General features: G+C 67.0%; 36 protein-coding genes and 1 other RNA gene. 19 read left to right on the top strand and 18 right to left on the bottom strand.

All coding sequences use genetic code 11. The features are described from left to right. Positions 1-35 precede the first annotated feature (35 nt). The 3 genes from ASE67_RS11905 to ASE67_RS11895 are packed head-to-tail and all read left to right on the top strand — an operon-like array spanning position 36 to position 1,898. On the top strand, positions 36-971 hold the full coding sequence (locus ASE67_RS11905) for an NAD(P)/FAD-dependent oxidoreductase (RefSeq protein ID WP_055761199.1): 936 nt from the start codon (positions 36-38) through the stop codon (positions 969-971). A 41-nt stretch (positions 972-1,012) separates the two neighbouring features. Then, entirely contained in the window at positions 1,013-1,450 is a 438-nt protein-coding gene (locus ASE67_RS11900) for a hypothetical protein (protein WP_055761197.1), read from the top strand. A gap of 52 nt (positions 1,451-1,502) precedes the next feature. Next, positions 1,503-1,898, top strand: a complete 396-nt coding sequence (locus tag ASE67_RS11895) for a BLUF domain-containing protein (RefSeq protein WP_055761194.1) — start codon at positions 1,503-1,505, stop codon at positions 1,896-1,898. 3 nt (positions 1,899-1,901) lie between these two features. Here the strand turns inward: ASE67_RS11895 and rimM are convergent, their stop codons facing one another. The 4 genes from rimM to ffh form a co-directional block, all read right to left on the bottom strand. Further along, on the bottom strand, positions 1,902-2,360 hold the full coding sequence (gene rimM, locus ASE67_RS11890; RefSeq protein ID WP_055761191.1) for a ribosome maturation factor RimM: 459 nt from the start codon (positions 2,358-2,360) through the stop codon (positions 1,902-1,904). 19 nt (positions 2,361-2,379) lie between these two features. Beyond that, a complete protein-coding gene (locus ASE67_RS18735) occupies positions 2,380-2,505 on the bottom strand; it encodes a hypothetical protein (RefSeq protein ID WP_268795045.1) in 126 nt (41 codons plus the stop codon). 89 nt (positions 2,506-2,594) lie between these two features. After that, the gene (gene rpsP, locus ASE67_RS11885) at positions 2,595-2,978 is read right to left on the bottom strand and encodes a 30S ribosomal protein S16 (protein ID WP_055761188.1); all 384 of its coding nucleotides are present in this window, start codon (positions 2,976-2,978) and stop codon (positions 2,595-2,597) included. Between the two features lie 47 nt (positions 2,979-3,025). Next, positions 3,026-4,534, bottom strand: coding sequence for a signal recognition particle protein (gene ffh / locus ASE67_RS11880; RefSeq protein WP_055761184.1), 1,509 nt, complete (start codon positions 4,532-4,534; stop codon positions 3,026-3,028). Positions 4,535-4,823: 289 nt separating this feature from the next. Between ffh and ASE67_RS11875 the strand changes: the two genes are divergently transcribed. After that, a complete protein-coding gene (locus ASE67_RS11875; protein ID WP_235511884.1) occupies positions 4,824-6,431 on the top strand; it encodes a putative bifunctional diguanylate cyclase/phosphodiesterase in 1,608 nt (535 codons plus the stop codon). On the opposite strand, the gene ASE67_RS11870 is transcribed toward ASE67_RS11875, so the two are convergent. Continuing rightward, positions 6,406-6,984 (bottom strand): DUF924 family protein, encoded by a 579-nt coding sequence (locus ASE67_RS11870; RefSeq protein WP_055761179.1) that lies wholly within the window; start codon positions 6,982-6,984, stop codon positions 6,406-6,408. The two genes, ASE67_RS11875 and ASE67_RS11870, sit on opposite strands and share 26 nt — an antisense overlap. Here ASE67_RS11870 and mtaB point away from each other — a divergent pair. The 3 genes from mtaB to ASE67_RS11855 are packed head-to-tail and all read left to right on the top strand — an operon-like array spanning position 6,983 to position 9,776. Further along, positions 6,983-8,218 carry a tRNA (N(6)-L-threonylcarbamoyladenosine(37)-C(2))-methylthiotransferase MtaB gene (gene mtaB, locus ASE67_RS11865; protein ID WP_055761176.1) on the top strand — a complete coding sequence of 412 codons (1,236 nt, stop codon included), beginning with the start codon at positions 6,983-6,985 and terminating at the stop codon, positions 8,216-8,218. The genes ASE67_RS11870 and mtaB overlap by 2 nt on opposite strands. Then, a complete protein-coding gene (gene ftsY / locus ASE67_RS11860) occupies positions 8,215-9,144 on the top strand; it encodes a signal recognition particle-docking protein FtsY (RefSeq protein WP_055761172.1) in 930 nt (309 codons plus the stop codon). The genes mtaB and ftsY overlap by 4 nt, the downstream gene beginning before the upstream one ends. After that, the gene (locus tag ASE67_RS11855; RefSeq protein WP_055761168.1) at positions 9,141-9,776 is read left to right on the top strand and encodes a septation protein A; all 636 of its coding nucleotides are present in this window, start codon (positions 9,141-9,143) and stop codon (positions 9,774-9,776) included. The genes ftsY and ASE67_RS11855 overlap by 4 nt, the downstream gene beginning before the upstream one ends. Before the next feature lie 143 nt (positions 9,777-9,919). Here the strand turns inward: ASE67_RS11855 and ASE67_RS11850 are convergent, their stop codons facing one another. After that, positions 9,920-10,531 (bottom strand): superoxide dismutase, encoded by a 612-nt coding sequence (locus tag ASE67_RS11850; protein ID WP_055761165.1) that lies wholly within the window; start codon positions 10,529-10,531, stop codon positions 9,920-9,922. Between the two features lie 116 nt (positions 10,532-10,647). Then, entirely contained in the window at positions 10,648-11,667 is a 1,020-nt protein-coding gene (pspF, locus tag ASE67_RS11845) for a phage shock protein operon transcriptional activator (RefSeq protein WP_055761162.1), read from the bottom strand. A 171-nt stretch (positions 11,668-11,838) separates the two neighbouring features. Here pspF and ASE67_RS18230 point away from each other — a divergent pair, with 171 nt between their 5' ends. From ASE67_RS18230 to ASE67_RS11800, 10 genes are all read left to right on the top strand, one after another. Further along, on the top strand, positions 11,839-11,982 hold the full coding sequence (locus ASE67_RS18230) for a hypothetical protein (protein ID WP_156348592.1): 144 nt from the start codon (positions 11,839-11,841) through the stop codon (positions 11,980-11,982). 65 nt (positions 11,983-12,047) lie between these two features. Further along, on the top strand, positions 12,048-12,716 hold the full coding sequence (gene pspA, locus ASE67_RS11840) for a phage shock protein PspA (RefSeq protein ID WP_055761160.1): 669 nt from the start codon (positions 12,048-12,050) through the stop codon (positions 12,714-12,716). Positions 12,717-12,720: 4 nt separating this feature from the next. Continuing rightward, a complete protein-coding gene (gene pspB / locus ASE67_RS11835; RefSeq protein ID WP_055761157.1) occupies positions 12,721-13,005 on the top strand; it encodes an envelope stress response membrane protein PspB in 285 nt (94 codons plus the stop codon). Continuing rightward, the gene (gene pspC, locus ASE67_RS11830) at positions 13,005-13,385 is read left to right on the top strand and encodes an envelope stress response membrane protein PspC (RefSeq protein ID WP_055761154.1); all 381 of its coding nucleotides are present in this window, start codon (positions 13,005-13,007) and stop codon (positions 13,383-13,385) included. Before pspB ends, pspC begins: the two co-directional genes overlap by 1 nt. 36 nt (positions 13,386-13,421) lie before the next feature. After that, complete coding sequence (locus ASE67_RS11825; protein WP_055761151.1) at positions 13,422-13,703, top strand: hypothetical protein; 282 nt, start codon at positions 13,422-13,424, stop codon at positions 13,701-13,703. Between the two features lie 48 nt (positions 13,704-13,751). After that, positions 13,752-14,036, top strand: coding sequence for a hypothetical protein (locus tag ASE67_RS11820; protein WP_443024636.1), 285 nt, complete (start codon positions 13,752-13,754; stop codon positions 14,034-14,036). Positions 14,037-14,047: 11 nt separating this feature from the next. After that, positions 14,048-14,311: a hypothetical protein gene (locus tag ASE67_RS11815; protein WP_055761146.1), complete on the top strand. Its 264-nt coding sequence runs from the start codon at positions 14,048-14,050 to the stop codon at positions 14,309-14,311. Positions 14,312-14,333: 22 nt separating this feature from the next. Then, entirely contained in the window at positions 14,334-14,567 is a 234-nt protein-coding gene (locus tag ASE67_RS11810) for a hypothetical protein (RefSeq protein ID WP_055761144.1), read from the top strand. A 23-nt stretch (positions 14,568-14,590) separates the two neighbouring features. Then, positions 14,591-14,995, top strand: coding sequence for a SufE family protein (locus ASE67_RS11805; RefSeq protein ID WP_055761141.1), 405 nt, complete (start codon positions 14,591-14,593; stop codon positions 14,993-14,995). Further along, positions 14,992-15,804: a metallophosphoesterase gene (locus ASE67_RS11800; protein ID WP_235511883.1), complete on the top strand. Its 813-nt coding sequence runs from the start codon at positions 14,992-14,994 to the stop codon at positions 15,802-15,804. Before ASE67_RS11805 ends, ASE67_RS11800 begins: the two co-directional genes overlap by 4 nt. On the opposite strand, the gene ASE67_RS11795 is transcribed toward ASE67_RS11800, so the two are convergent. From ASE67_RS11795 to ASE67_RS11750, 11 genes are all read right to left on the bottom strand, one after another. Beyond that, entirely contained in the window at positions 15,801-16,097 is a 297-nt protein-coding gene (locus ASE67_RS11795; protein WP_200922211.1) for a (2Fe-2S) ferredoxin domain-containing protein, read from the bottom strand. The two genes, ASE67_RS11800 and ASE67_RS11795, sit on opposite strands and share 4 nt — an antisense overlap. Beyond that, the gene (locus ASE67_RS11790) at positions 16,094-16,630 is read right to left on the bottom strand and encodes a J domain-containing protein (protein ID WP_055761135.1); all 537 of its coding nucleotides are present in this window, start codon (positions 16,628-16,630) and stop codon (positions 16,094-16,096) included. The genes ASE67_RS11795 and ASE67_RS11790 overlap by 4 nt, the downstream gene beginning before the upstream one ends. Before the next feature lie 51 nt (positions 16,631-16,681). Then, an RNA gene (rnpB, locus tag ASE67_RS12370) (RNase P RNA component class A) lies at positions 16,682-17,085 on the bottom strand. 33 nt (positions 17,086-17,118) lie between these two features. Then, positions 17,119-17,808 carry an N-acetylmuramoyl-L-alanine amidase gene (locus ASE67_RS11785; protein ID WP_055761131.1) on the bottom strand — a complete coding sequence of 230 codons (690 nt, stop codon included), beginning with the start codon at positions 17,806-17,808 and terminating at the stop codon, positions 17,119-17,121. Between the two features lie 231 nt (positions 17,809-18,039). Further along, complete coding sequence (locus ASE67_RS11780; RefSeq protein ID WP_235511882.1) at positions 18,040-18,876, bottom strand: CheR family methyltransferase; 837 nt, start codon at positions 18,874-18,876, stop codon at positions 18,040-18,042. Next, positions 18,873-19,865, bottom strand: coding sequence for a chemotaxis protein CheB (locus ASE67_RS11775; RefSeq protein ID WP_235511881.1), 993 nt, complete (start codon positions 19,863-19,865; stop codon positions 18,873-18,875). Before ASE67_RS11775 ends, ASE67_RS11780 begins: the two co-directional genes overlap by 4 nt. Positions 19,866-19,930: 65 nt before the next feature. Continuing rightward, positions 19,931-20,296: a response regulator gene (locus tag ASE67_RS11770; protein WP_055761124.1), complete on the bottom strand. Its 366-nt coding sequence runs from the start codon at positions 20,294-20,296 to the stop codon at positions 19,931-19,933. Between the two features lie 63 nt (positions 20,297-20,359). Beyond that, the gene (locus ASE67_RS11765; RefSeq protein WP_055761121.1) at positions 20,360-20,800 is read right to left on the bottom strand and encodes a chemotaxis protein CheW; all 441 of its coding nucleotides are present in this window, start codon (positions 20,798-20,800) and stop codon (positions 20,360-20,362) included. A 2-nt stretch (positions 20,801-20,802) separates the two neighbouring features. Continuing rightward, positions 20,803-23,148, bottom strand: coding sequence for a chemotaxis protein CheA (locus ASE67_RS11760; protein ID WP_055761117.1), 2,346 nt, complete (start codon positions 23,146-23,148; stop codon positions 20,803-20,805). 97 nt (positions 23,149-23,245) lie between these two features. Continuing rightward, the gene (locus ASE67_RS11755; protein ID WP_055761114.1) at positions 23,246-23,884 is read right to left on the bottom strand and encodes a histidine phosphotransferase family protein; all 639 of its coding nucleotides are present in this window, start codon (positions 23,882-23,884) and stop codon (positions 23,246-23,248) included. Next, complete coding sequence (locus tag ASE67_RS11750; RefSeq protein ID WP_082457109.1) at positions 23,881-24,375, bottom strand: Mov34/MPN/PAD-1 family protein; 495 nt, start codon at positions 24,373-24,375, stop codon at positions 23,881-23,883. The genes ASE67_RS11755 and ASE67_RS11750 overlap by 4 nt, the downstream gene beginning before the upstream one ends. A gap of 16 nt (positions 24,376-24,391) precedes the next feature. On the opposite strand from ASE67_RS11750, the gene ASE67_RS11745 reads away from it, so the two are divergent. Together ASE67_RS11745 and rpoH are read left to right on the top strand one after the other, a co-directional pair. After that, positions 24,392-25,345, top strand: a complete 954-nt coding sequence (locus ASE67_RS11745; protein WP_055761112.1) for an RluA family pseudouridine synthase — start codon at positions 24,392-24,394, stop codon at positions 25,343-25,345. Positions 25,346-25,400: 55 nt separating this feature from the next. Next, positions 25,401-26,306: an RNA polymerase sigma factor RpoH gene (rpoH, locus tag ASE67_RS11740; RefSeq protein WP_055761109.1), complete on the top strand. Its 906-nt coding sequence runs from the start codon at positions 25,401-25,403 to the stop codon at positions 26,304-26,306. Positions 26,307-26,355 lie beyond the last annotated feature (49 nt).

The raw sequence follows: 26,355 nt of genomic DNA, 5'->3' as shown, positions 1-26,355 counted from the left end.
GGAACGAAAGCCCCCACCCCGTCATTTGCTGGGTCATGCCTGCCCCCTCCCCCGAACCCGCCACGGTCGACTGCGCCATCATCGGTGCGGGTCCCGCCGGGTTGACCGCCGCGATCTATCTCGCGCGGTTTCACCTGACGATCCGCCTGTTCGATTGCGGGTCGAGCCGGGCGGCGATGATCCCGCGTACGCATAACCATGCGGGCTATCCCGGCGGCATTCCGGGGACGGAGCTGCTGGCCAGGATGCACGACCAGGCACGCGAATTCGGCGCGACCTGCGAAGCGGCGACGGTGACCGCGATTGAGCGCGACGGCGACGATTTCCGCGTCCGCACCGACCACAGCGTCCTGCGGGCGCGCACCGCGCTGCTGGCGACCGGGGTGGTCAATCACCGCCCTGCCGGGCTGGATAATGCGGTGCACGACGACGCGCTGCGACGCGGGTTGCTGCGCTATTGCCCGATCTGCGACGGATATGAGGTGACCGACCGCCGGGTCGGCGTGATCGGCACCGGCGATCATGGCATGCGCGAGGCGCTGTTCCTGCGCGGCTATACCGCCGATGTGACGCTGATCGCGCCCGACAGCGACCACGCACTCGACGACGAGTGCCGGGCGGCGCTGGATGCGGGCGGCATCCGCCGGGTCGATGGCCCGTGCGGCGATTACCGGATCGACGGCGAACGCTTCGTGGTCCGTACTGCCGAGGGCGAGCTGTCGTTCGACAGCGTGTATCCGGCGCTCGGATCGCACATCCGTTCCGAACTGGCGATCGCGGCGGGCGCGCGGGCGAGCGAGGATGGTTGTCTGGAGGTCGACGACCACCAGCGCACGTCGATCCCCGGCCTGTTTGCCGCGGGCGACGTCGTGAAGGGCCTCGACCAGATCAGCCACGCCATGGGCGAGGCCGGTGTCGCGGCGACCACCATCCGCAACACGCTGGCCGAGCGTCGCCCAATCCGCCGCTGATAGCTTGTCGCCACCGCCGCCGCGCGGTAGCCATGGGGCGGATGCCGAGACGCCTGTTCCTGATCGCTGCGCTGTTGCCCGCCCTGTCGGTCAAGGCGCAATCGGTCGACCGCATCCTTGCCGCCGCTGCCGAACGGGAGGCGGCGCGAAACTGCGCTGCGACCGGTGCCGGGGAAATCGTCGTCTGCGGCGACCGTGATCGCGACGCGCGCTACCGCCTGCCGCTGCCGACGACCCGCGAGGTCGGCGAACAAGGCGCGGTGATCGGCGAGGTGCCCGCGCCATCGGTGCAGGACCCGTTCCTGTCGGGCTGCGGCATCTTTCGGGGCCAGCGCCGCTGTTCACAGCGCGAGGCGGAGGCCTATGGCTATGGGCGGGGGCGCGATCCGGTGACGCTGATCGGGCGGATCGTCACCAAATTGGTCGACCCCGATGCGGAGACGGGTCCGCCACCGACCGTACCATCACGGGACCGCTGATCGTTACGCATCAGGCTTGATTGGCGACCGGGGTGATCGTATCCGATCAATCGTGACCGAGACGACACTTCGCCAGATTTTCTATGTCAGCCGTGGCGCGCCCGGTGTCGATGTCGATCAGATCCTGCAACAGTCCCGCCACAACAACGCGGTCGACGGGATCACCGGCGTGCTGTGGCACGATGGCGACCATTTCCTACAGGTGATCGAAGGGCCGCAGTCCAGCGTCGCGGCAACCTATGCCCGGATCGCGGGCGACCCGCGGCATCGCGACCTGACGATCCTGTCGGATCGCACCGTCGCGGCACGGGAATTCGGCTATTGGAGCATGGAGCGCGCCACGCGGTCGCTGAACGACGGCGATGCGGTGCTGGCGCGGATCGAGCGGCGGCTGGCCGATGCGCCCGATACGCTGCGCCGGGCATTCGCCGCCGCCGCAGCGCGGTAGCGATCAGTCGACGGCGAACAACGCCTCGACCACCAGCCGCTCGGCATTCCATTCGGGCACGGCATGCGGCTGCATCGGCACCATGAAACGCTTGCCGCCGGGCCGCTCGATCTCGATCACGTCGCCCGCGCCGAAATCGTCGATGGCCACGACCTGTCCCAACCCCTCGCCCGTGGTCGAAACGACGGGCAGGCCGAGCAGGTCGGCGTGATAATATTCACCATCGCTGAGCGGCGGCAGCTGGTCGCGAGCGATCCACAGCTCGGTGCCGCGCATCGCCTCCGCCTTGGTACGGTCAGCGATTTCGCGGAACCGGCCGATGACGCCATTGGTCGCGGGACGCACCGACACAAGGGTCAGCGCGCCACCGTTCAGCGTCGAATAGGTCGACAGGTCGTCGGTGAACAGCTTCAGCCGCACCTCGCCATGCAACCCGTGCGCACCGGCGATCGCCGCCAGCACGACGCGGCTGCGATCGACGTCAGGCGTCGGGCGAGCCTTCGCCGCCGGTGGGGGCGTCGTCGCTGCCTTCGGCGGGGTCTTCCGCCGATTGGCCGATGTTGGTGGCGTCTTCGTCATGGGCTGACTGTTCTTCGGGATCGGTCATGCGTCATGCTCCTGCTCGGGGTGAGCGGGAACGCATGACGCCGATCAAAAGGTGCCGGCCCACCGCGAACGACGGGCCGGCACACCCAATCACGCTTCGGCGGTTTCGGCCGGAGCGACAGCGGCTTCTTCAGCTGCCTTCGCCTTTTCGGCGCGCTCTTCCGCACGCTCGACGGCCTTCTCGCCGGGCTTACCCTTGGTCGGGTTGTTGCGAGCGGCGCGTTCCTTCACGCCGGCCTTGTCGAGGAAACGGGCAACGCGGTCGGTCGGCTGCGCGCCAACGCCCAGCCAGTGGGTCGCACGCTCGGCGTCGAGCACGACGCGCTTTTCGTCTTCCTTGCCCAGCAGCGGGTTATAGGTGCCGATCTTCTCGATGAAGCGGCCGTCACGCGGGCTGCGCGCATCGGCGACGACGATGCGGTAATACGGACGCTTCTTCGAGCCACCACGCGACAGACGGATGCTGAGTGCCATTATTCTTCTTCCTTCGTTGGTCTATGTAAGCCGGTTCCGACCGGCGATTACTTCTTCTTGATAAGGTTTTCGAAGCCGGGGGGCAGCTGCGGCATGCCGCCGCCCTTGCCACCCATGCCACCGCCGAGACCCGGCAGGCCCGGCATTTCGCCACCCGCCTTGCTCATCAGGTCGCCAAGGCCGGGACCGCCCAGCGCATTGCCAAGGCCGCCCATGCCGCCCTTGCCCAGCATCGCCATCATGCCCTTGATGCCGCCCATCTTCTTGAGCTTCTTCATCGCGGTCTGCATTTCCTGGTGCATCTTCAACAGCTTGTTGATGTCCTGCACCGTCGTGCCCGACCCCTTGGCAATCCGGATCTTGCGCTTGGCATTGATGAGTTCGGGCTTGGCGCGTTCCTTCGCGGTCATCGACGTGATCATCGCGTCCATGCGCAGCAGGATCTTTTCATCCACCGCACCCGACGCCATCGCCGCCTGCGCCTTCTTCATGCCGGGAATCATGCCGGCCAGCGCGCCGAGGCCACCCATGCGCCGCATCTGCGCCAGCTGCCCGCGCAGGTCGTTCATGTCGAACTGACCCTTGGCAAGACGGCCGGCCATCCGCTCGGCATCTTCGGCCTCGATCGACTGCGCCGCCTTTTCGACCAGCGACACGACGTCGCCCATGCCGAGGATGCGGCCCGCGACCCGCTTCGGGTGGAACGGCTCGATCGCGTCCAGCTTTTCGCCGGTGCCCGCGAACTTGATCGGCTTGCCGGTGACCGCGCGCATCGACAGCGCGGCGCCACCGCGCGCATCGCCGTCCATGCGGGTCAGGATGACGCCGGTCAGCGGCACCTGTTCGGAAAAGTTCTGCGCGACGTTGACCGCGTCCTGACCGGTCAGCGAGTCGACGACCAGCAGCGTCTCATTCGGCTGGGCAATGTCCGAGACGGCCTTCATCTCGTCCATCAGCGCCTGGTCGACGTGCAGACGACCAGCAGTATCGAGCATGACGACATCGAAGCCCTGCAGCTTCGCCGCCTGCAATGCGCGACGGGCGATGTCGACCGGCTGCTGCCCCTGCACGATCGGCAGGGTCGTGACCTCGACCTGGGTGCCCAGCACCGCCAGCTGTTCCTGCGCCGCCGGGCGATTGACGTCGAGCGACGCCATCATCACCTTCTTGCCCTCGCGCTTGCTCAGCAGCTTGGCGAGCTTCGCGGTGGTCGTCGTCTTGCCCGAGCCCTGAAGCCCGACCAGCATGATGACGGCGGGCGGCGTAACGGAGACGTCCAGCTCGGCCGTGTCCGGGCCCAGCATGTCGACCAGCGCGTCGTGGACGATCTTGACGACCTGCTGCCCCGGCGTGATCGAGCGCAGGACATTCTGGCCGACGGCGGCCTCGGTCGCCTTGTCGACGAATTCGCGTGCGACGGGCAGCGCGACGTCGGCTTCCAGCAGCGCCACGCGGACTTCGCGCATCGCCGTCCGGACATCGGCCTCGGTCAGCGCGCCGCGACCGCGCAGCCGATCGAACACCCCTCCCAGCCGGTCACTCAGACTTTCGAACACGCGCGCACTCCAATTCCGGTTTCCCGCGAAAATCGCTCAAGCAAAACACGCCGGCGGACGAAACCTCGCCGGCCGGCGTCGCCCTTGGGCGGCATTACTGAACGATTCCTCACGGAAACGATCCGGGGCCGATAAAGCATCTGCGGCAGCCATGCAAGTCGCAGCGACGGGTCGCGACGACCGGAGCCGGAGCATCGACGGGCCGAACGCCGGCTTTAACATCTTCTACACCGATCGGCGTCGATAACCCTCGGATATGGATTGGGATCGGCAACGCGGAACGGAGGGCATGGCTCCGGCGGATGCGCGACAGCGGGGCAGCCGCTGGACGCTGCCGATCTGTGTCAGCGCGATTCTGCTGTTCATCGGCCTCGGCATCGCCGTCATTTCCGGCGTGCTCGACCATCGCTATTTCGGCGGGGCCCCGGTCGAGCGGCCGCTGGTCGTGGCACTGCTCCTCAACGCACTTCTCGTCGTCTTCGGCTGGCGGCGGCACCGCGCGGTCGAGATCGAGATGCATGGCCGATCGGCGGCGGAAGAACGCGCCAGGATGCTCGCCTCGCGCGATCCGCTGACCGGTTTCCTCAACCGTCGTTCGCTGAGCGAAGCGGGTGCCGCGCTGCTGGGTGCCGCGATGCGCCGGGAACAGGCGGTCGCGCTGATGATCGTCGACCTCGACCATTTCAAGATGGTCAACGACATGCACGGCCATGAAACCGGCGACGCGGTTTTGCGTGCGGCGGCACAGGCGATCGCCGGCGTGATGCCGACGGCTGCGCTGACCGCGCGATTCGGCGGCGACGCCTTTGCCTGCGCGTTCGTATTCGACGCGCGCGACCCGTCGACCGTCGATCATGTCGCCTCACGCGTCATCGCCGCGCTGTCGCAGCCGATCGAGGTCGATGACCGGCGCATCCACCTGACCAGTTCGATCGGCGTCGCGCGATCCGATTTCGACGGTGCGGGCATCGACACGCTGCTGCGGTCGGCGGATATCGCGATGTATTGCGCCAAGAAATCGGGACGCGGCGGCGTCACCTGGTTCAACCGCGCGATGGAACATGCGCTGATCGATCGCAACGACATCGAAAACGGCCTGCGCCTCGCCATTCCCGCCGGACAGATCGTCCCCTATTTCGAACCGCAGATCGACCTGACCAACGGCCGGCTGTGCGGGTTCGAGGTGCTGGCGCGCTGGATTCACCCGACGCAGGGCGTCATCCCGCCCGATCGCTTCATTCCCGTTGCCGAAGAATCGGGGCTGATCGCCGAATTGTCGCTGTCGATCATGCGACAGGCCTTCGCCGCCGCGCGCGACTGGGATCCGACGCTCTCGCTGTCGGTCAACATCTCGCCCACCCAGCTGCGCGATGCATGGCTGGCGCAAAAGATCATCAAGGCGACGGTCGAGGGCGGCTTCGCGCCCAACCGGCTGGAGATCGAGATCACCGAAAGCGCGCTGTTCGACAACCTCGCGCTGGCTCAGTCGATCGTCGGCTCGCTCAAGAATCAGGGCGTCCGCCTGGCGCTCGACGATTTCGGCACCGGCTATTCCTCGCTCGCCCACCTGCGCGCGCTGCCATTCGACCGGATCAAGATCGACAAGAGCTTTGTCCTCTCGCTGCTCGACAATGCCGATTCGGCGGCGATCGTGAACGCGATCATTGGCCTTGGCGCAAACCTGAACCTGCCGGTCACCGCCGAGGGGGTCGAAACCGACACCATCGCCGAACGGCTGGCGGCACTCGGCTGTGCCAAGGCGCAGGGGTGGAATTACGGCAAGCCGCTATCGATCGCCGACACCCGCCGGATGCTGGCCGCGCGCGGGCTGCTGCATAGCGGCGGCGTGGTGGAGCCCGACTTGCCCGACCTCACCAGCCGGCGTCAGGTCGGCTGAGATACGCGGCCTCTGCCTCGGTCGACACCCGGCCGAGTGCCGCGTTGCGCGACGGATAACGACCATAGCGTCCCAGCACCTCGGCATGATCGCGTGCGAATGTCAGGTTGTTGGGGTTGCCCAGCGCCTCGAAACACCGCAGCGAAAAGCGCGATACCCCGGCATCCTCGCTATGCATCAGCGGCATATACAGGAACGCCCGGCGCTCCGGCGGCAAGGCGTGATCGTCACCGCGCGCAATACCGATCAGCGTCAATTCCAGCGCCAGCGGATCGGCCGCGAACGCCGCCGCCTGTCCGCGGAACAGGTTGCGCGAAAACTGGTCGAGCACAATCACCGCCGCCAGCAGCGTGTCGCGATCGTCGCGCCAGCCCGCCGCCTCGCCGGCCAGCACTTGCCGCTGCAATGCCCCGAACCGCGTGGCGATTTCCGCGTCCAGCGCGTCGTCCTTGGCGAAATGGCGCTCGGGACCGACCTGATCGAACCAGAAGTCGAGCACTTCGCGCGCCTGTCCGTGGACTTCCCCGGTCGCTGTCCCTAGATCGTCGCCCATGCCATCCTCCTGTGGTCCCGCCATCATAACGCTCGGCTGCCGGCTGAACATCGCGGAAAGCGATGCGATCCGTGGTATCGTCGGCGCGCGCGACGTGGTGGTGGTCAACAGCTGCGCCGTCACCAACGATGCCGTCGCCGCCACCCGGCGCGCGATCCGCAGGGCACGGCGCGAGCGTCCGGCCAGCGAGCTGATCGTCACCGGCTGCGCGGCGCAGATCGACCCGGCCAGCTTTGCCGCAATGCCGGAGGTGACCCGCGTCATCGGCAATTCGGACAAGCTGAGCCCCGCCGCATGGGGATCGAGCGAACCGGTGATCGTCCGCGAGATCGAGCGCATGCTCGACACCGCGCCGCAATTGGCCGGCGGTTTCGAAGGGCAGACCCGCGCCTTTGTCGAGGTGCAGAATGGCTGCGACCATGCCTGCACCTTTTGCGCGATCCCCGCCGGGCGCGGCCCGTCGCGTTCGGCCGATATCGACGCCATCGTGGCGCAGCTCGATGCACTGGTTACCGCCGGCCATGCCGAGGTCGTGCTGACCGGGGTCGACCTGTCGAGCTATGGCGATGACCTGCCCCATACGCCTCGGCTGGGCGATGTGGTCGAAGCGATTGTCGTCCGCACGTCGCTCCGCCGCCTGCGCCTCTCCTCGCTCGATCCGGCAAATATCGATGCCAAGCTGTTCGAATTGCTGACGAAAGAGCCACGGGTCATGCCGCATGCCCATCTGTCGTTCCAGGCGGGCGACGACATGGTGCTCAAGCGGATGCGCCGTCGCCATAGCCGCGCCGACGCGGTGCAGCTGGTCGAGCGGCTGAAGAACGCGCGGCCGGATATCGCGATCGGCGCAGACCTGATCGCCGGTTTCCCGACCGAGGATGATGCGATGGCGGCGAACACGCTCGCGCTGATCGACGATTGCGCGATCGTCCACGCCCATGTCTTTCCCTATTCCCCCCGCGCCCGCACGCCCGCCGCGCGGATGCCGCAGGTGCCGCCGCCCATCGCCAAGGCGAGGGCGCAGGCGCTGCGCGACGCCGCCAGTCGCCGGCACCGCGCGTGGCTGACCGAACAGATCGGCAGTGTTACCGACATCCTGGTCGAACGACCCGGCACGCGCGGGCATAGTCCCGGCTTTGCCGACGTCCAGCTTCCCCCCTGCCCGCCCGGTCGCATCGTGACCGCGCGGCTCACTCACATCGAAGGCGATCAGTTGATCGGCATGCCCCTATGAGCCTTTCGTGGCACGAACGCCTGCTCGGCGGCTTGAAAAAGACCTCCGACCGCCTGACCGGCAATCTGGTCGGCCTGTCCGCCGCCCGGCTGGACGAGGCGACGCTGGACGAGATCGAGGAGGCGCTGATCGCCTCCGACCTCGGCCCCGCCACCGCCGCCCGCGTCCGCACCCGCCTGTCCGAAGGGCAGTATGAGCGCAACATGGAGGAGCTGGGCATCCGGCTGGTCGTCGCGGAAGAGATCGAAAAGGTCTTGACTCCGGTCGCCAAGCCATTGGAAATCGAAGCTTTTCCGCGTCCGCAGGTGATCTTGGTCATCGGCGTCAATGGCTCTGGCAAGACGACGACCATCGCCAAGCTGGCCAAGACGCTGGTCGAGCAGGATTATGGCGTGATGCTGGCGGCGGGCGATACGTTCCGCGCCGCCGCCATTGGCCAGCTCAGGACCTGGGCCGAACGGATCGGCGTGCCGATCGTCAGCGGTGCCGAAGGCGGCGACGCGGCCGGCATCGTCTATGAAGCGGTCAAGCAGGCGACCGCCACCGGCATCGACGTGCTGATCGTCGATACCGCCGGCCGCCTCCAGAACAAGCGCGAGCTGATGGACGAGCTGGCCAAGGTCCGCCGCGTGTTGGGGCGCCTGAACCCCGCGGCACCGCACGATGTCGTCCTCGTGCTCGACGCGACGACCGGGCAGAACGCGCTCAACCAGATCGAGGTGTTCAAGGAAACCGCCGGCGTCACCGGCCTGGTGATGACCAAGCTCGACGGCACCGCGCGCGGCGGCGTGCTGGTCGCGGCGGCGGAAAAGTTCGGCTTGCCGATCCATGCCATCGGCGTCGGAGAAACCGCCGACGACCTGCGCGGGTTCGATGCGCATGAAGTGTCCCGCATCATCGCGGGCGTAGAACGGGTGCGCAAATGACGACCGACGCCAAACCTCCGGTATCGCCGCTGTTCCGCATGGCGCTCGATTACGGGCCGCTGCTGGTCTTCTTCATCGCCAATTTGCTGGCGAGCAAGATCGGCCTGCCCGATATGGTCGATTCGCTGGCGCAGGTCATCATCGCCAGCACCGCCTTCATGATCGCCAGCGTGGTTGCGATCATCGTGTCGAAGTGGAAGACCGGCCATATCTCGCCGATGCTGTGGCTCTCGGCGGGGCTGGTCGTCGTGTTCGGCGCGCTGACGCTCTATTTCCGCGACGATACCTTCATCAAGATGAAGCCGACGATCGTCTATGCGATGTTCTCGGCGATCCTGACCTTCGGCCTCGTGACCGGACGCCCGCTGCTGCAACAGCTGCTGGAAACCGCCTATCCGGGCCTCAGCGCGACCGGGTGGCGCAAGCTCACGATCAACTGGGCGATCTTCTTCGCGTTCATGGCCGTGCTTAACGAGGTCGTATGGCGGCATTCGACCTGGGATTTCTGGGTCGGGTTCAAGCTGTGGGGCGCGGTACCGCTGACGCTGATCTTTGCGGCGGCGAATATCCCGATGCTGCTGCGCCATGGGTTGCAGTTGGAGAAGGACGCCCCGCTGCCGCCGGCGGACTGACCTTGCTCCCTCTCCCCTTCTGGGGAGAGGGTCGGGGAGAGGGGCTTCCGCGGGCGCCGGGTGCATGAAAAAGGGGACCGTCCTTGCGGACAGCCCCCTCTCCCAACCCTCTCCCCTGAAGGGGAGAGGGCTTTGGTGGTGAATTACTTCACCGCTGCGTCGTAGCGCTGGCCGACCTTGTCCCAGTCGACCACGTCCCACCACGCCTTCAGATACGCCGGGCGCGCATTGCGGTAGGTGATGTAATAAGCGTGCTCCCACACGTCGTTGCCCAGGATCGGCGTGCCCTTCACCGGGGCGACGTCCATTAACGGATTGTCCTGGTTTGGGGTCGAGGTGATGGCGAGCTTGCCGTCCTGCCCGACGATCAGCCATGCCCAGCCCGACCCGAACTGGTTCGCACCCGCCGTGTTGAACTGTTCCTTCAGCGCGTCGAGGCCACCGAACTGGTCGTCGATGGCGTCCTTTAACGCGCCCGACGGCTGCGAACCGCCACCCTTCATCGTTTCCCAGAAGAAGGTGTGGTTCCAATAGCCGCCGCCATTGTTGCGGAGCTTCGCCGGCGCGCCCGACATGTTCGCCATCAGCTCTTCGATCGACTTGCCTTCAAGGCTCGCGTCTTCCGACACGGCTTCGTTCAGCTTGTCGGTATAGGCCTGATGATGCTTGTCGTGGTGCAGCGTCATCGTTTCCTTGTCGATGGTCGGCTCCAGCGCGTCATAGGCATAGGGCAGCGGGGGAAGTTCGAAAGCCATGAGGGTTCCTCCTTGGGCGTTAAGCTCTGGTCGACCGAACGAAGCATGGGCCGATCGGCTCCGGTCGTTACGCTCGGGCAACATCTAGGACGCGGGGACCCGTGCACAAGGGTCGGTCAGCCGCCCTGCCCCAATAATCCGTGGCGTTTCAGGGCGTGGCGCAACTGGTCATAGGTCAGCCCCAGCGTATCGGCACAGGTCCGCTGGTTATAGCGCGCCTCGGCCATCGCACGGGTCAGCAGCTGCCGTTCAAACCGGTTCACCCGCGTCTTGAAATCATCGCCATTGTCGTCGGCCACCTCCGGCGCGTCGCCTGCTTCGCCCGTGACGGCAGCCGGCGGCGGCGTGCTGGCGGTGCGCGGGCGAAAGGGGGAGGCGAACGGATCGACCTCGACCAGATCGATCGGCCCCGGCCGCTCCCAGCGATAGACCGAGCGTTCCACCGCATTGCGCAGTTCGCGGACATTGCCCGGCCAGCGATGCTCCATCAACTGGTCGACCGCATTGGGGCCAAAGCCCGGCCATTCGTCGCGGCCGATCTCGGCAGCCATCCGCCGTCCGAAGAAATCGGCCAGCACCATGATATCGCCCGGTCGCGCGCGTAAAGGGGGCAAGGTGACCACCTCGAAGCTCAACCGGTCGAGCAGGTCGGCGCGGAACGTGCCGCGCTCCACCCGGTCGGGCAGATGTTCGTTGGTCGCCGCGACGATGCGGACATCAACCCGGATCGGCCGCGACGACCCGATCCGCGTCACCTCACCATATTCGACCGCACGCAACAGCCGCTCCTGCGCACCCATCGACAGCGTGCCCAGTTCGTCGAGGAACAGCGTGCCGCCATCGGCTTCCTCGAACCGCCCGGTGCGCGCCTTGGTCGCGCCGGTGAACGCGCCCGCTTCATGGCCGAACAGCTCCGCCTCGATCAGCGTTTCGGGCAGCGCGGCGCAGTTCATCACGACCAGCGGCTGGTCCCAGCGGCCGGACAGGCGGTGGAGGCGTTCGGCGACCAGTTCCTTGCCCGTCCCCCGCTCCCCGATCACCAGCACGGGACGGTCGAGCTGGGCGGCGCGGCTGGCGCGCTCCAGTGCATCGAGAAAGGGGCCGGATTGGCCGACGACCTGGCTTGCGCGTTCCATCGCCGATGTGTGGCGTATTTTCCCAAACATTCGCAAGCGCCAAATTCGCCACGGTCACCAACCGGCGAAAAGTGACGCAAAACCGTCATTTTCTTAATTGGCACGCCTCCTGCAATGTATCTTGCAAGCCCGGTACAGGGCGCAGACAATCAAGCTTCAGGGAGCATTACCGTGATCCGCGTCAACCAGAATGTGACCGTCCGCCAATCGATCCTCAGCCTGATCGGTGCCGTCGCGGTCAGCATCTTCGCCTTCGGCATGACGACCGCTTCCGGTCCGATCGCCACACCCGTTGCCGCAACGCCGATGGCGTGACGGCAGGCCGGGGCGGTTCTGCCCCGTTCCGTTCCGGCCACCCCAGTTTTTCCAGGAGTAACTCGATGGGTATCTTTTCCCGCACCCGCGACATCATCGCCGCCAACGTCACCGACCTGCTCGACAAGGCCGAAGACCCCGCGAAGATGATCCGCATGATCATCCTCGAAATGGAGGAAACGCTGGTCGAGGTCCGCGCGTCCGCCGCGCGCACCATCGCCGACCAGAAGGAAATGCGCCGCCATATCGCCAAGCTGGACAAGCTGCAGGACAGCTGGACCGAAAAGGCCGAGCTGGCGCTGAGCAAGGACCGCGAAGACCTGGCGAAGGCCGCGCTGGTCGAACGGCAGAAGGCGGTCGACATGATCGAACAGCTGAACGCCGAGATCGTCGTGCTCGACGATGCGCTGCGCGCGTCGGAAGCCGACATCGCCAAGCTGCAGAACAAGCTGCGCGAGGCGCGGACCCGGCAGAACGCCATCCAGACCCGGATGGAAAGCGCCAACAACCGCACCAAGCTGCGCGAGATGTATGCCGGGTCGAAGACCGCCGAAGCGTTCAGCCGCTTCGACGTGCTCGAACGCCGGGCCGACCTGGCCGAAGGTCGCGCCGAAGCGGCCGGCATGGGCCAGGGTGGCAAGTCGCTCGAGGACGAGATCGCGGAACTGCGGTCGTCGGACAAGATCGACGCCGAACTGGCCGCGCTCAAGGCCCGCCTGAACCGGGAGGGCTGAGACGATGGGCGAATTCCTGACCGCGGCGGTCGCGATCAGCGTCCTCTTCATCGGTCTGCCGTGGCTGATCCTCCACTACATCACGAAGTGGAAACAGTCGCCGACGCTGACCAACGAGGACGAGCGACTGCTCGACGACATGCACGTCACCGCCCGCCGGCTCGAAGAGCGGCTCCAGACGATCGAGCGGATCATCGCCGCCGACAATCCGGACTTCCGCCCTTCGACGCCGCGCCGGGAATATCCGGAAAGCGATTTCCGCAACAACGACTACTCACGGAGGGACTGATGTCCGGCGCACGCACCAAATTCTATGTCGACAAGGCGAATGGCAAGATGTCGGGCGTGTGCGCCGGCATCGCCGACTATACCGGTGTCGAGGTCATGTGGATCCGCATCGGCACGGTGATGCTGACGCTGGTCGGCGGCTTTCCCTGGACGGCCATCGCGTATTTCATGATCGCATGGATGGCCCCGAAGAAGCCGTACGGCCTGTATGAAAGCCGCGAGGACGAGAAATTCTGGCAGGGCGTCCGGTCGAACCCGACCCGCTCGGCATCGGAAATGCGCTCGACCTTCCGCGATATCGACCGTCGCCTTGCCGATATCGAAATGTATTATACCAGCCGCAACACCCGTCTGGCGGACGAGATCGACAGCCTGCGCTGATCCGATCCCTGCCGGGACGATTTGGGGAGAGAGACGATGAATTGGGGTGGACCGGGTTTCGTATTGGCCATCATCGCGATGGCGATGATCGCCGGTGTCGTGAAGGCATCGATCCGGGCAAAACACGGGATCGCCAAGGAGGACGAACGCGTCCGCAGCGGCAACCCCGATGCCGAGCGTCAGGCATGGCTGATGGCGCAGCAGAACGAGCAGTTGCAGGCCAAGGTCCTGCGTCTCGAGGAACGCATCGCCGTTCTCGAACGCATCGCGACCGACCCTGCCACCCGTACTGCCCGCGAAATCGACGCGCTGCGCTAAGCTTCGAGGACCAAGATCATGCTGACCAACAATCCCGACCTCGTTCCGATGATCGTCCTGCTCGGCCTTGCCATCATGGTGGCGTGGGTGGTCACCACTTGGCTGCGCGTCAAGAACGGCTATCCGCTGCAGGGCAGCTGGGGCCAGAACGTCTACCCGGTCGCCAACGACGAGACGGTCGAACGGGTCAAGCTGCTGAGCCAGGAAAACGGCCAGCTGAAGGCCGAGCTGGGATCGATCAAGGACCGGCTGGCCAATGTCGAACGGATCGTGACCGACGGCGCCCACAGCCTCGACCGCGAGATCGAGCAACTGCGCAGCCGCGCGAACTGAAAGGACCTGTCATGAGCCCCTTTCTCATCCCCGCCCTTGCCCTGATGATCCCGATCGTCGCGATCCTCAGCAAACTGGTCTTCCAGCCGTGGCTGGAGCTGAAGGAGCGGGAATTGCAGGTCCGCGGTACCGAAACCGCCGAAAAGGCCGCGCAGTACGCCGCGCAGACCGAACGGCTGGAACAGCGCGTCCGCGTCCTCGAACGCATCATCACCGACCGTGGCGTCGACCTCTCCGACGAGATCGAGCGGCTGCGCGACAAACCTCTCAACTGACCCCAAGCGAAGGGACCGTCCGATGAACCTCACGCTTACCCTCGCCCTTGCCATCACCACGCTGGCCGCCGTCACGATCCTTGCGGTCACGGCGCTGGCGGGATGGCGCGGCTGGCTCTCGCTCCAGCAGCAGCGGCTGGGCGATCACCACGTGACCCAGCAGCCGACCCCCAATGCCGGCACCCGGATCGAGATCGCCGACCTGAAGGAACGCATCCGTAAGCTCGAAGCGATCGCCGCCGGGGTGGAACTGTAAGGCCAAACGCCTATAGCGGCGTCATGCAGAGCATCGACGACATCCGCGAAGAATATGACTTCCTCGACGGCGACGACCGTTACCGGCTCCTGATCGACCTGGGGCGCCAGCTGGAGCCGATGCCCGATCCGCTGAAAACCGATGCGACGCTGGTCCGCGGCTGTTCGGCATCGGTCTGGGTCTATCCCCAGCCCCGCGAGGATGGCACGCTCCACTTCCTGGCGGACAGCAACGCCGCGATTACCAAGGGGATTATCGCGCTGGTGCTGGCGACCGTACAGGATCAGCCGGCAAAGACGATCCTCGACACCGACATCGCCGAGACGCTGGCCCCGTTCGACCTGCGCAACCAGCTCAGCTCCAACCGGACGCAGGGTATTCCCAACATGATCGCGCTGATCCGGGAAACGGCGGCACGGCTGGCGTGAAGCGCCGGATCGGCTGGATCGCGGCGGCGACGGCCGTGTTCGGCGTCGCGACCGCTGCGGCAGGATATCGCAACGCGCTGGCCGACCCGATCGTGCGCGACCTGCACCTCCCCGCGCCGATCGCGCCGACCTCGGTCGTGCTCCTGACCGACAGCCACGTCGCCGGCCCCGACATGCCGCCCGAACGGCTGGCGCGGATCGTGGCGCAGGTGAATATGCTGAAGCCCGATGTCGTCTTGCTGGCGGGCGATTATGTGAGCGACAAGGCGGCGTCGACGCGCACCTATCCCGCGCAGGTGGCGATCGCGCCCTTCGCTGCGCTCCGCCCCCGGCTGGGCACCTTTGCGGTACTGGGCAACCACGATCACGAACGCGGCGCGGCCGAGATGCGGCATTCGCTGCGCGCGGCGGGGGTCGAACCGCTTGCCAACGATGCGGTGCGTGCGGGGCCGCTGGCGATCGGCGGGCTGGACGATGCGACCACCGACCATGCCGATCTGCCCGCGACACTCGCCGCGCTGCAGCGGATCGGCGGGTTCCCGATCGTGCTCAGCCACAATCCCGATCCGTTCAAGAAGCTGTCGGGCAAGGTCGCCCTGATGCTCGCGGGGCATACCCATTGCGGGCAGGTCCGGCTGCCGATCCTCGGCGCGCTGACCTATGGTTCCAATTACGGCGCGCGCTATGGCTGCGGCGTGGTTCGGGAAAAGGGGCGGGTGCTGGTCGTCGGCGCGGGACTGGGCACCAGCGAACTGCCGAGCCGATTCGGCACGCCGCCCGATATCTGGCGGATCACGATCGGCGGCTAATCCAGCCCCAGCCGCCCGGCCACCGCGTCCAGATCGTCGCCCGGTCGCACCAGCAGCCAGTCGTTCGGCCGCGCGCTGTCGACCACCACCACCGCGCCCTTGGGACACACGTCGAGGCACTTCACCTCGACCACGCCCGCACGCGATTTGGGACCGTTCTTCAGCTTCAAATGCCGGCGCAGCGCCTTGGCCAGCGGCTTGCCTGCATCACCGAACCCGCCGTCCAGCTTCTTCGAACACTTGGCGCAGACCAGCACCGCCTTGTCCCAGCGGGACCGGACGCCAGTCCTCACGCCGGTTTCCAGGCCCGGCGTTCTTCCGCGACGCGCAGCACGTCATAGGCCGCCTGGATCGCGTGGAATTTCTTCGCCGCCTCGGCATCGCCGGGCCGGACATCGGGGTGGAACACCTTGGCGAGCTTGCGCCACGCGAGGCGGATCGTGTCGAAATCGGCATCGGGATCGCATTCCAGCACCTCGAGCGCGCGCATCTCGTCGCGCGAGCGGGTGCCGTCGCCCGATCCTGCCCAGGCGTTCGAGGCGGACGCGGCATAGCCATTGGCGGTGCGGCGTTCCTCGGCCTCGCGTGCCTTGGCCTCTTCCTCGTTCAGCCCCTCGAAGTAGTTCCAGCCCTTGTTGTACTCCGCCGCATGCGCTTCGCAGAAATACCAGCGGTCGGGGCTGTTGGGCGATTTGGGCGCCGGGCATTTGCCGGGTTCGGTACAGCCGTGCCGGTCGCACAGCTTCACCGTCTGCGCCTCCCGGCCCTCGCTATAGCCGCGCCAGCGGGGAAAGCCCCAGTCGTTCGATCGCGTGTGTCGTGCCATTGCTGTCGAGATAAGCCGCCGTGTCACCCACGCAACCCATTGTCGCGTGCGAATGTCAGAGGGTCTGTAAGCCGGGTTCTGTCCACCCGCCGAAACGGGATAGGCGACCATTCCTCTTGGACGACGCTTGCGCGCCATCTCTAGCAACCAACCCGGGCAGCGGGCCGGAACATGCCCCGGAGCACTTGCGCACTCCATGCCGCCCCTATTCGGTCTTGCTCCCGGTGGGGTTTGCCATGCCGCTGCCGTTACCGGCCGCGCGGTGCGCTCTTACCGCACCCTTTCACCGTAACCCGGCCGAAGCCAAAGGCCGTCTGCTCTCTGTGGCACTGTCCCTGAACCCCGCATGCCGAAGCCTGCGAAGCCCGCCGGGCGTTACCCGGCACCGTTGTTTCCGTGGAGCCCGGACTTTCCTCGGCACGCATGACGCGTGACGCGGCCGCCCGACCCTCTGACCCGAACGCCCCTAGCCGACCGGGCGCGTCGGTTCAATCGTCGCCTTGCGGCTTTGGCAGCAACAGCGCGAGCAGGAGCATGCGGCATTCGCCATCGATGATCCCGTCGACCATTTCCGGCCGGAACCGCCGCTGGAACGCGGTGACCGCGGCGGTCGCATCGGCCACGTCATAGCCGAAACGTTCGAGCGCCAGCAGGAACCCGGCATCGCTCCAGCCGGGGTCCATCAGGTTGCAGGTCGGGCGGGGCAGCGCCAGCCGCAACCGCGCCAGCCGGTTCCACGGGAACAGCTCGCCCGGGTCCTGCTTGCGCAGCGGCGCGATATCCGAATGGCCGACGACATTGCCGCGCGTGATCGCGTGCCGGTCCTTGATCTGGTGCACCAGCGGGATCAGCGCGTCGACCTGCGCATCGGGAAAGGCACGATAGCCCCATTCATGCCCCGGATTGACCAGTTCGATGCCGATCGACGCGCTGTTGACGTCGGTGATCCCGCGCCAGTGCGCCCGGCCGGCGTGCCACGCGCGCTTGTCCTCCGCGACCATGCGGTAGATCGTGCCGTCCTCGTCGATCAGGTAATGCGCCGACACCTGCGCCGCCGGATCGGTCAGCCGCGCGATCGCCGACGCCGCGTCGGTCATGCCGGTATAGTGCAGGACGATCATGGTGATCGGCAGGCTGCGTTCGCCGAAGTTCGGCGACGGCGTATCGATCATGTCCATCCCGGCCCTCCCCTCGCCCATCCTGCCACTCGCTTGCGGCGGGACGCGGGGAAAGGCAAGCCTGCCGGGCAGGGCTCGGAGTCGGTTTGGAAATTGGCGAGAGCGCCAATTTCAGGCGGTGCCGGCCCGCTCCCCCTCCCGGCCACCCATCAAGATACATTGTGGGTGGTCGGGAGGGGGAGCGGGCCGGCACCGTAGAAATGCGTCTTCAGCGCATTTCCAAAAAACCTTTCAGTGTGCGGCGAGCCGGTACATGCCGCGATAGCGTTCGGACGGGACCAGCGCGTCGCTATGCCCGATCACCGTTTCGCCCGCCCCCAGCACCAGCAGCCCGCCGGGGCGCAGCACGCCTGCGATCCGTTCCAGCACCGCCCGCCGCGCCGCCGGCGACAGGTACATCAGCACGTTGCGGCACAGCACGATATCGAACTTTCCGGCCGGCATCGGGTCGGACATCAGGTTCTGCTGGCTATAGAGCAGGCGCAGCCGCAGTTCCGGCCTCGCCTCCCACAGCTCGTCGCGCAGTTCGAACCAGCGCATCATCCGCCGGATCGACAGGCCGCGCTGGATTTCGAACTGGGTATAGCGGCCCGACCGCGCCCGCAGCAGCGCGCGCGCGGAGATATCGGTCGCGCGGATTTCGGGAAGCGCCATCCCGCCCTGCTCCTGCGCCTCGGCGAACAGCATCGCCAGCGACAGCGGCTCCTGCCCGGTCGAACACGCCGCCGACCAGACGCGCAGCCGGCGTTGTGTGTCGCCCGCCATGTCGCGCGCCGCGCCGATCAACTGGTCGAGCACCGACGAATCGCGGAAAAACGACGTTTCCTGGTTCAGCAGCGCATCAACCACCAGGTCGGCCAGCCCCGCTTCGCAGCGCCCGCCCGCCGCGATCCGCGCGACCAGTTCGTCCAGCGAGGCAAGGCCGCGTTCGCGCAGCATCGGCTGCAACGCGCTGTCGATCCACCATGCCCGCCCGGCGTCGAGCTGTTGCCCGGTACGCTGTTCCAGCAGGCTGACGATCTTGTGCGCGGCGTGGCTCATCGGGGGTGCGGCCTGCGGCATCGTCATGCGGAACGCTTTCTGCGGGCGATGAACGCGCCCAGCTGGTCGGGGGTACCGATGGTGGAGGCGAGGCCGCTTTCGGCGATGGCGCCGGGCATGCCCCAGACGACGGAGCTGTTCTGGTCCTGCACCGCGACCACGCCGCCGGCCGCGCGAATGCGTTCGGCACCGCGGCATCCGTCGCGGCCCATGCCCGACAGGACGACACCCAGCGCGCGCTGCCCGAATACCTCGGCCACCGATTCGAACATGGGGTCGACGGAGGGCATGCAGCCGCTGATCGCAGGCGCGCGGTCGAGCCGGGTCGCCGCCCCGTCGGTTGTCGATACGACGCGGATATGCGCGTCGCCCGGCGCCAGGATCATCCGTCCGCGCTGGATGCGCAGGCTGTCGCGCGCCACGTCGACCGGCCGCCGGGCCAGCGTCGCCAACTGCTGCGCGAAATAGCCGGTGAACGATCCCGGCAGATGCTGGGTAATCAGGATCGGCACGTCGAGGTCGTCGGGCAGCGCGCGCAGCAGCGGGGCCATCGCGTGGATGCCGCCGGTCGAGGCGCCGATGGCGATGATGTCGAACACATCGCCCCGCGCCGCCGAGGCGACCGCCGATCGTGGTGTCGTCGCCATCACATCGGCGACCAGCGCAGTCAGCCGATGGGCGAAATTGCCGGCCAGCGGCGACGATTCGGGCTTGGCAAGCGTCGCCGCCGCGCCCAGCGCCATCGCATGCAGCGCCGTCGGCGATCCGGCGGTGCAACTGCCCGACAGGACGATGACCCGCGCATCGGGGGCAAGCGCGGTGAGTGCCGGCAACCCGGTCAGCCCATCGGTCCCCGGCAGGTTGATGTCGAGCAGGATCAGGTCGACCGGCCGGTCGCCCAGCACGGCCAGCGCCTGCGCGATGCTGCCGACCGCCGCGATCACTTCATAGGTGGGGATCGCATCGACGATCCGGGCGATGACGCAGCGCGTGACCGCCGAATCATCGACGATCAAGACGCGCAGCGCCCCGGATACGGACGCCGCCGGTTTGGGACAGGCCGCGACCACGTCCGTCGTCGTTACGCGACGCCGACGATCTGGAGCTTGCTCTCCAGCGTCTCGCGATCGAACGGCTTCATCACATATTCGTCGGCCCCGGCCTCGATCGCGGCGCGGATATAGGCCATGCCGTTCTCGGTGGTGCAGAACACCACCTTGGGGTGCTGCCCGCCGTCGCTTTCGCGCAGCGCGCGCAGGAAATCCATGCCGCTCATCACCGGCATGTTCCAGTCGAGCAGGATGACATCGGGCTGCTGTTCAGCGCAACGGTCCAGCGCCTCGCGCCCGTCGCCCGCTTCGCGGACCTCGAACTGCAACGTTTCCAGGATGTGCCGGGCGACCTTGCGGATCACCTTCGAATCATCGACGACCAGACAGTTCTTCATGACGACATCCTACTGTATACCAGGCCAGCCTAGCGGCAGTTCGTAAGCAGGCCGTTAAAGGGATCAGGCAGCGACGCGTTCGCCGCCGGCCGTCCGCGCGACGACGGCGGACAGGTCGAGGACGAGGACCGCGCGATCGTCGTGGTCGATCACCCCGGCGACGACCGCCGCCCATGCCGCGCCGGGCATCAGGCCCGACGTCAGCGGCCGCAATTCGCAGCGATAGGCATCGTCGAGCATGTCGACCAGCAGAGCGTAATGATGGCCGTCGACCTGCGTCACCACCGCCCGACGGCGCGGGGACGAGGGGTGCGCCGGATCGATCGCGGTCGCGGTGTCGATCACCGTCACCACCCGGCTGCGCAGCGCGGCAAGGCCGCACACCGCGCGTGCCGTGCGCGGCACCGGCGACACCGCCGTGATATCCACCACCGATTCGACATGATCCGACAGAATCGCGACATCCTGTCCGGCGACACGGGCAAGGAGGAACAGCTGCTGCATCGTCACTTCCCCACCGCCTGTCGCACCGCCTGCAACACGCCTTCGCGGTCGTAGCGATAGATGCTGCCATCGCCGGTATCGGCGACCGATGCGCGCAGTCGGACGACCGGCGTCCGCCCGCCGGGGACCACCGCCGACGAATCCTCCGCCTGCGCCAGCACCAGCGCGGGCCGTTCGTCCTCCGCCAGCCGCTCGACCGCACGGTAGCCCGCCTGCTCCAGCATCGGCCGCAGGAAGGTACGCATCCATCCCGTCCCGCCATCGGCCAGCAGGCAGGTCGGCCGTGCGGCGACCGCTTTCCCCATCGCCGGTGCGACCGCATGGGCATGGCGCTGGAACAGCCACAGCGGATCGACCTGTTCGACCTGTTCGCCCTCCAGCAGCACGATACCCCCGCTCGGCCCGAATTCCGCCGCCGATGCCGCCAGTTCGGGCAGCATCACGATGTCCACCGCATCGTCGATGGCATAGGCCAGTTCGACCATGCCGTCGGTCAGCCGCAGGACCGTCGTCACCCGGTCGACCGCATCGTCCGCGGTAGCCACCACCGGCAGCACCCGCCCGTCGATCGCCAGCCAGATGCGCCCGGTGCTGCGTTGCAGGCTGCCCGCGCGAATCCGCTCGATCCGGTCGATCACCGCCAGCGGGATCACCCGCCGCCGCCCGTCGAGGTCGTCGAACAGCAGCGCGGCGATGCCCGGTTCCTCGACCGCCTCCGCCTCGGCCGCCAGTTCGCGGTCCATCGCATCGGCAAAGGTCAGCCCGGCGGCATGCGCCACCCCGGCGCAATCGAGCATCAGCATCGGCTGTCCGGTATCGGGCAGCGTCTGTCCGGCGAACAGCCCCGTCGCCATCACTGCCGGCGCGGCGGGCTTCACCACCAGTTCCTCGGTATCCAGCACCTCGTCGACCGCGACCGCAAAGTCGCCCGCGCCGATGCCGACCACCACCATCATCTTGCCCGCCGCATCGGGACGCGGTTCGACGCCCAGCACCGCGCACAGGTCGACCACCGGCAGGCGCCGGTCGCGAATCTGCGCGATGCGGATATCGCCCAGCTGGTCGATGCGGAAGTTTGCGCCCCGCGCCCGCACGATCTCGCCGATCGTCTGGCGCGAGATGGCGAAGCGATGCTCGCCCGCGCGCACGACGATGGTCGACACGATCGACAGCGTCAGCGGCACCTGCACCGCGATGCGCAGCCCGCGGCCGGGCTTGTTGTCCAGCGTGATCCGCCCACCGATCTGGTCGATCGCCGCGCGCACCACGTCCATGCCGACGCCCCGCCCCGAAATCTCGGTCGCGACGTCGCGCGACGACAGCCCCGGCGCAAACACCAGCTCGCATTGCTGGCGCGCGGTCAGCCGCCGCAGCTCCGCCTCGCTGCGCTGCCCGCTGCCCGCCAGTTTCGCGATCAGCCGCTCGGTATCGATGCCGCGCCCGTCGTCGATGATCTCGATGACGATCTGGTTGCCCGATTGCCGCGCGGCGACGTGCAGCCGCCCGCTCTCGCGCTTGCCCGCGCGGCGGCGCTCGGCCGGCGGCTCGATCCCATGGTCGATCGCGTTGCGGACCAGGTGGACCAGCGGGTCGCGCATCACCTCGATCATCTCGCGGTCCAGCTCGACATCGGCGCCATCGACGCTCAGCGTCACCGCCTTGCCCACCGCCGCCGCCGTGTCGCGCACGATGCGCGGCAGCGGGGAGAACAGCGTCTCGATCTTTTGCATCCGCGTCCGCGTCACCGCGTCGCGCATGTCGGCGACCGACGCCGACAGCCGCTCCAGCGCGCCTTCGACCGCCGGATCGAGGTCGAGGTCGCGCAGCCGCCGGATCAATTCATTGCGGACCAGCACCATGTCCGACATGCCGCTCATCATCCGGTCGAGCAGGTCGACGTTCAGCCGGACGCTGCGCAGCGGCGCGCGGCCCTGCGCGATCGCAGCCGCCGCCAGCGGGGTCATCGCCTGCGCGACGCTTGCGCCCGGTGCCAGCGCGGCGATCAGCTCGTCCTCGCCCTCGTCGGTCAGCGGCAGGCCGGCGTCGATCGCCTCGACCAGTTCGCCGATCCGGTCGATGATCGCCAGCACGGCGTCGACCAGGAACCGGTCCGGCCGCCGCTTGCCGTCGCGCACCTCGCACAGCGTATCCTCGGCGGCATGGCTGAGGCGCAGCAGGCGCGGCAGGTCGAGGAAGCCGCAGCTGCCCTTTACCGTATGGACGAAGCGGAAAATGGCATCCAGCCGCGCGCGATCGTCGGGCGCAGCCTCCCACGCGACGACCTCCGTCGACAACGCCTCCAGCGTCTCGCGCGTCTCCGCAATGAATTCCTGTAACAGATCGTCCATGCGGCCCCGCCCGGTTGTGGCGCGACCATGGGCGGGATCAGGTTAAGACGTGGTTAGTGCGGGAACGGGATCGTTCTCCCCTCCACCGCACCGAACGTCACCCCGTGACCAGCGACGCCCCGAACAGCAGCACCGGCGAATCCACCGGCGACACCTGCAACGTACCGCCGCTCTGTTCGACCAGCTCACGCGCCAGGCAGGCGGCGGCGGCGCGCGGCGTCATCATTGCGGCATCGCCCAGCAACGCGCCGCGCAATTCGGCGTCCAGCACGATACGCAGACCATCGGCCCGCACCGCGATATCGATGCCGTTCGCCGTCCGCTCCGCTCCGATGTCCAGCTGCCCGCCGCGCACCAGCGCGTCGCCCGCGATCAGCGCGAGGTTCAGCAGCACTTTCACCGCGGGCTTGGGCAGCGACGGCGCATCGACCATCCAGCCGAGCTGCACCCGGTGGTTGTCGCCGAACAGCCCCTCCAATGCGGCGCGGGCTTCGCGCGTATCGATCGAATCACCCAGGCCACCCGACGCACCGAACGCCAAGCGAAAGAATTTCAGCTTGTTGGCCGAAGCCCGCGCGCTGTCCGCCAGCAGTTCGAGGCAGCGGGCGCGCATGTCCGGATCATGTTCGTCGGCCAGCAACTCCAACCCATTGTTGAGCGCGCCAACAGGGCTGAGCAGGTCATGGCACAATCGCGAACACAGCAGGCTGGCGAAATCGGCTGGGCTGATGTTCAATGCGACGACCCTTGTGCTTTGGCGAACGTCATCGTCCGCCCGGCCCCGTCCATGTGCACCGCTTCGCAGTTTTTTTCAACGTGGCCACCGGTGGATACCGCGAAGGCGACCGGATCGAACCGGCCGTACCGTGCGCCATTGGCGACCGCCCGCCACAGCCGCGCGGTCCCGCCGCCCACGATCAGCCACAACATCCCGTCCGCCGCCGCCTGCGCCGCATCGGTCGGCGACGGGTCGGCGCTGCCCGAGGGATGCGAATGATACCAGCCGAGCACCGCCGCCCCGCCCCGCCGGGCATCGCGCAGCGCACCGAACAGCGCCGCCGGGTCGATTTCGAAATGCCGCGCCGGATCGGCCGCGACATTTCCCGCCGGTTCCGCCACGGCGATGTGCCCGCCCGTTCCCCGCAGGATGCCGCATATCTCGACCGGACTTTCGTTGGCGTCCCGTAACAGTCGCTCCAGCAGATCGCTTGAAAATTCCGGTTCCATCGCCATCTCCTACCCAATGGACCGGGGGGTTTCCACGATCGAGGCGCGCATCACCGACGCGGCGCACGGGCAACGGATCGACAAGGCATTGGCCGATGTCGTCGCCGACCTGTCGCGCGAACGGATCAAGGCGCTGATGGCCGCCGGCCATGTCCACGGGACCGACGGCCCGGTGGCGGACGGCAAGCGGAAGGTCACCGCCGGACAGGTCTTCATCATCACCCTGCCCGCTGCCGTGCCGCTGGATACTGTCGCGCAGGATATTCCGCTGGTCGTCGCCTATGAGGACGACCACCTGATCGTCGTCGACAAGCCCGCCGGTCTGGTCGTCCACCCGGCCGCCGGCAATCTCGACGGGACGCTGGTCAACGCGCTGCTCCACCACTGCGCGGGCAAGCTGTCGGGGATCGGCGGCGTCGCGCGGCCGGGCATCGTCCACCGCATCGACAAGGATACGTCGGGCCTGCTGGTCGTCGCCAAGAACGACGTGACGCACGAAGGGCTGGCGCGGCAGTTCAAGGATCACAGCATCGACCGGCGCTATCTCGCGATCGCGGCGGGCCGGGTATTAACTTCGGCGGGAACGATCGACGCCCCGCTGGCGCGATCCCCCAGCGATCGCAAGAAGATGGCGATCGTCCACAGCCCCACCGCGAAACATGCGGTGACCCACTTTCGCAAACTTCGGCAACTGAACGGCGCATCGCTGATAGAATGCCGGCTGGAAACCGGGCGTACCCATCAGGTGCGGGTGCACATGGCGTCGATCGGCCACCCGCTGCTGGGCGATCCGGTCTATGCCGGACGGCGACCAGCATTGAAGGCGCAATTGGAAACGCTCGATTTCGCCCGACAGGCATTGCACGCCGCCCATCTGGGGTTCATCCATCCGGTCACAAAAAACGCTTTGTCGTTCGATAGTGACCTTCCGGCAGACATGCAGGAACTGTTGGACCATCTTCACGTATAGGTTTCGGCGATTCCGCACTGCGGCGTCGCTACAAGGACAAAGGGAGTTTCACGCGATGGCAACTGGCAGCAACGTCCCGGCGACGATCCCGGCGCTTGGCGGCGAGGCGAGCCTCAACCGCTATCTCTCGGAGATCCGCAAGTTCCCGATCCTCGCGCCCGAGCAGGAATATATGCTCGCCAAGCGGTTTCAGGAACATGGCGATCCGGAAGCGGCAGCCCAGCTCGTCACCTCGCACCTGCGCCTCGTCGCAAAGATCGCCATGGGCTATCGCGGCTATGGCCTGCCGGTCAGCGAACTGATTTCCGAAGGGAATATCGGGCTGATGCAGGGGGTGAAGAAATTCGAACCCGACCGGGGCTTCCGCCTTGCGACCTACGCGATGTGGTGGATTCGCGCCTCTATCCAGGAATTCATCCTGCGCTCGTGGTCCCTCGTGAAGATGGGCACCACGGCGGCGCAGAAGAAGCTGTTCTTCAACCTGCGCCGGATGAAGTCGAAGCTCGACGCGTTCGAAGATGGCGACCTCTCGCCCGAACACCTCGCCAAGATCGCGACCGACCTCGGCGTGACCGAGGACGAGGTGACGTCGATGAACCGCCGCATGGCGATGGGCGGCGACACGTCGCTCAACGTCCCGATGCGCGAGGATGGCGAGAGCCAGTGGCAGGACTGGCTGGCCGATGACAGCCCCTTGCAGGATTCGGTCGTCGCCGAGGCGCAGGAGGCCGATGTCCGCCACGGCATGCTGGTCGAGGCGATGGACGACCTGAACGACCGCGAGAAGCACATCCTGACCGAACGCCGCCTGACCGATGATCCCAAGACGCTGGAGGAACTGAGTCAGGTCTACGGCGTCAGCCGCGAACGTGTCCGCCAGATCGAGGTGCGCGCGTTCGAAAAGCTGCAAAAGGCAATGATGCGCCTCGCCGGCGACCGCCGGATGCTGGCAGCGGTGTAAGCTGAGCGGGGTGGCGGGCCAAACCCGCCGCCCCGCTCTGTCATCCCCA

Source organism: Sphingomonas sp. Leaf23, assembly GCF_001421585.1.
GTDB lineage: Bacteria > Pseudomonadota > Alphaproteobacteria > Sphingomonadales > Sphingomonadaceae > Sphingomonas.
The sequence above is the reverse complement of the archived record's forward strand: the minus strand, read 5'-3'. Positions and strand labels throughout refer to the sequence as shown.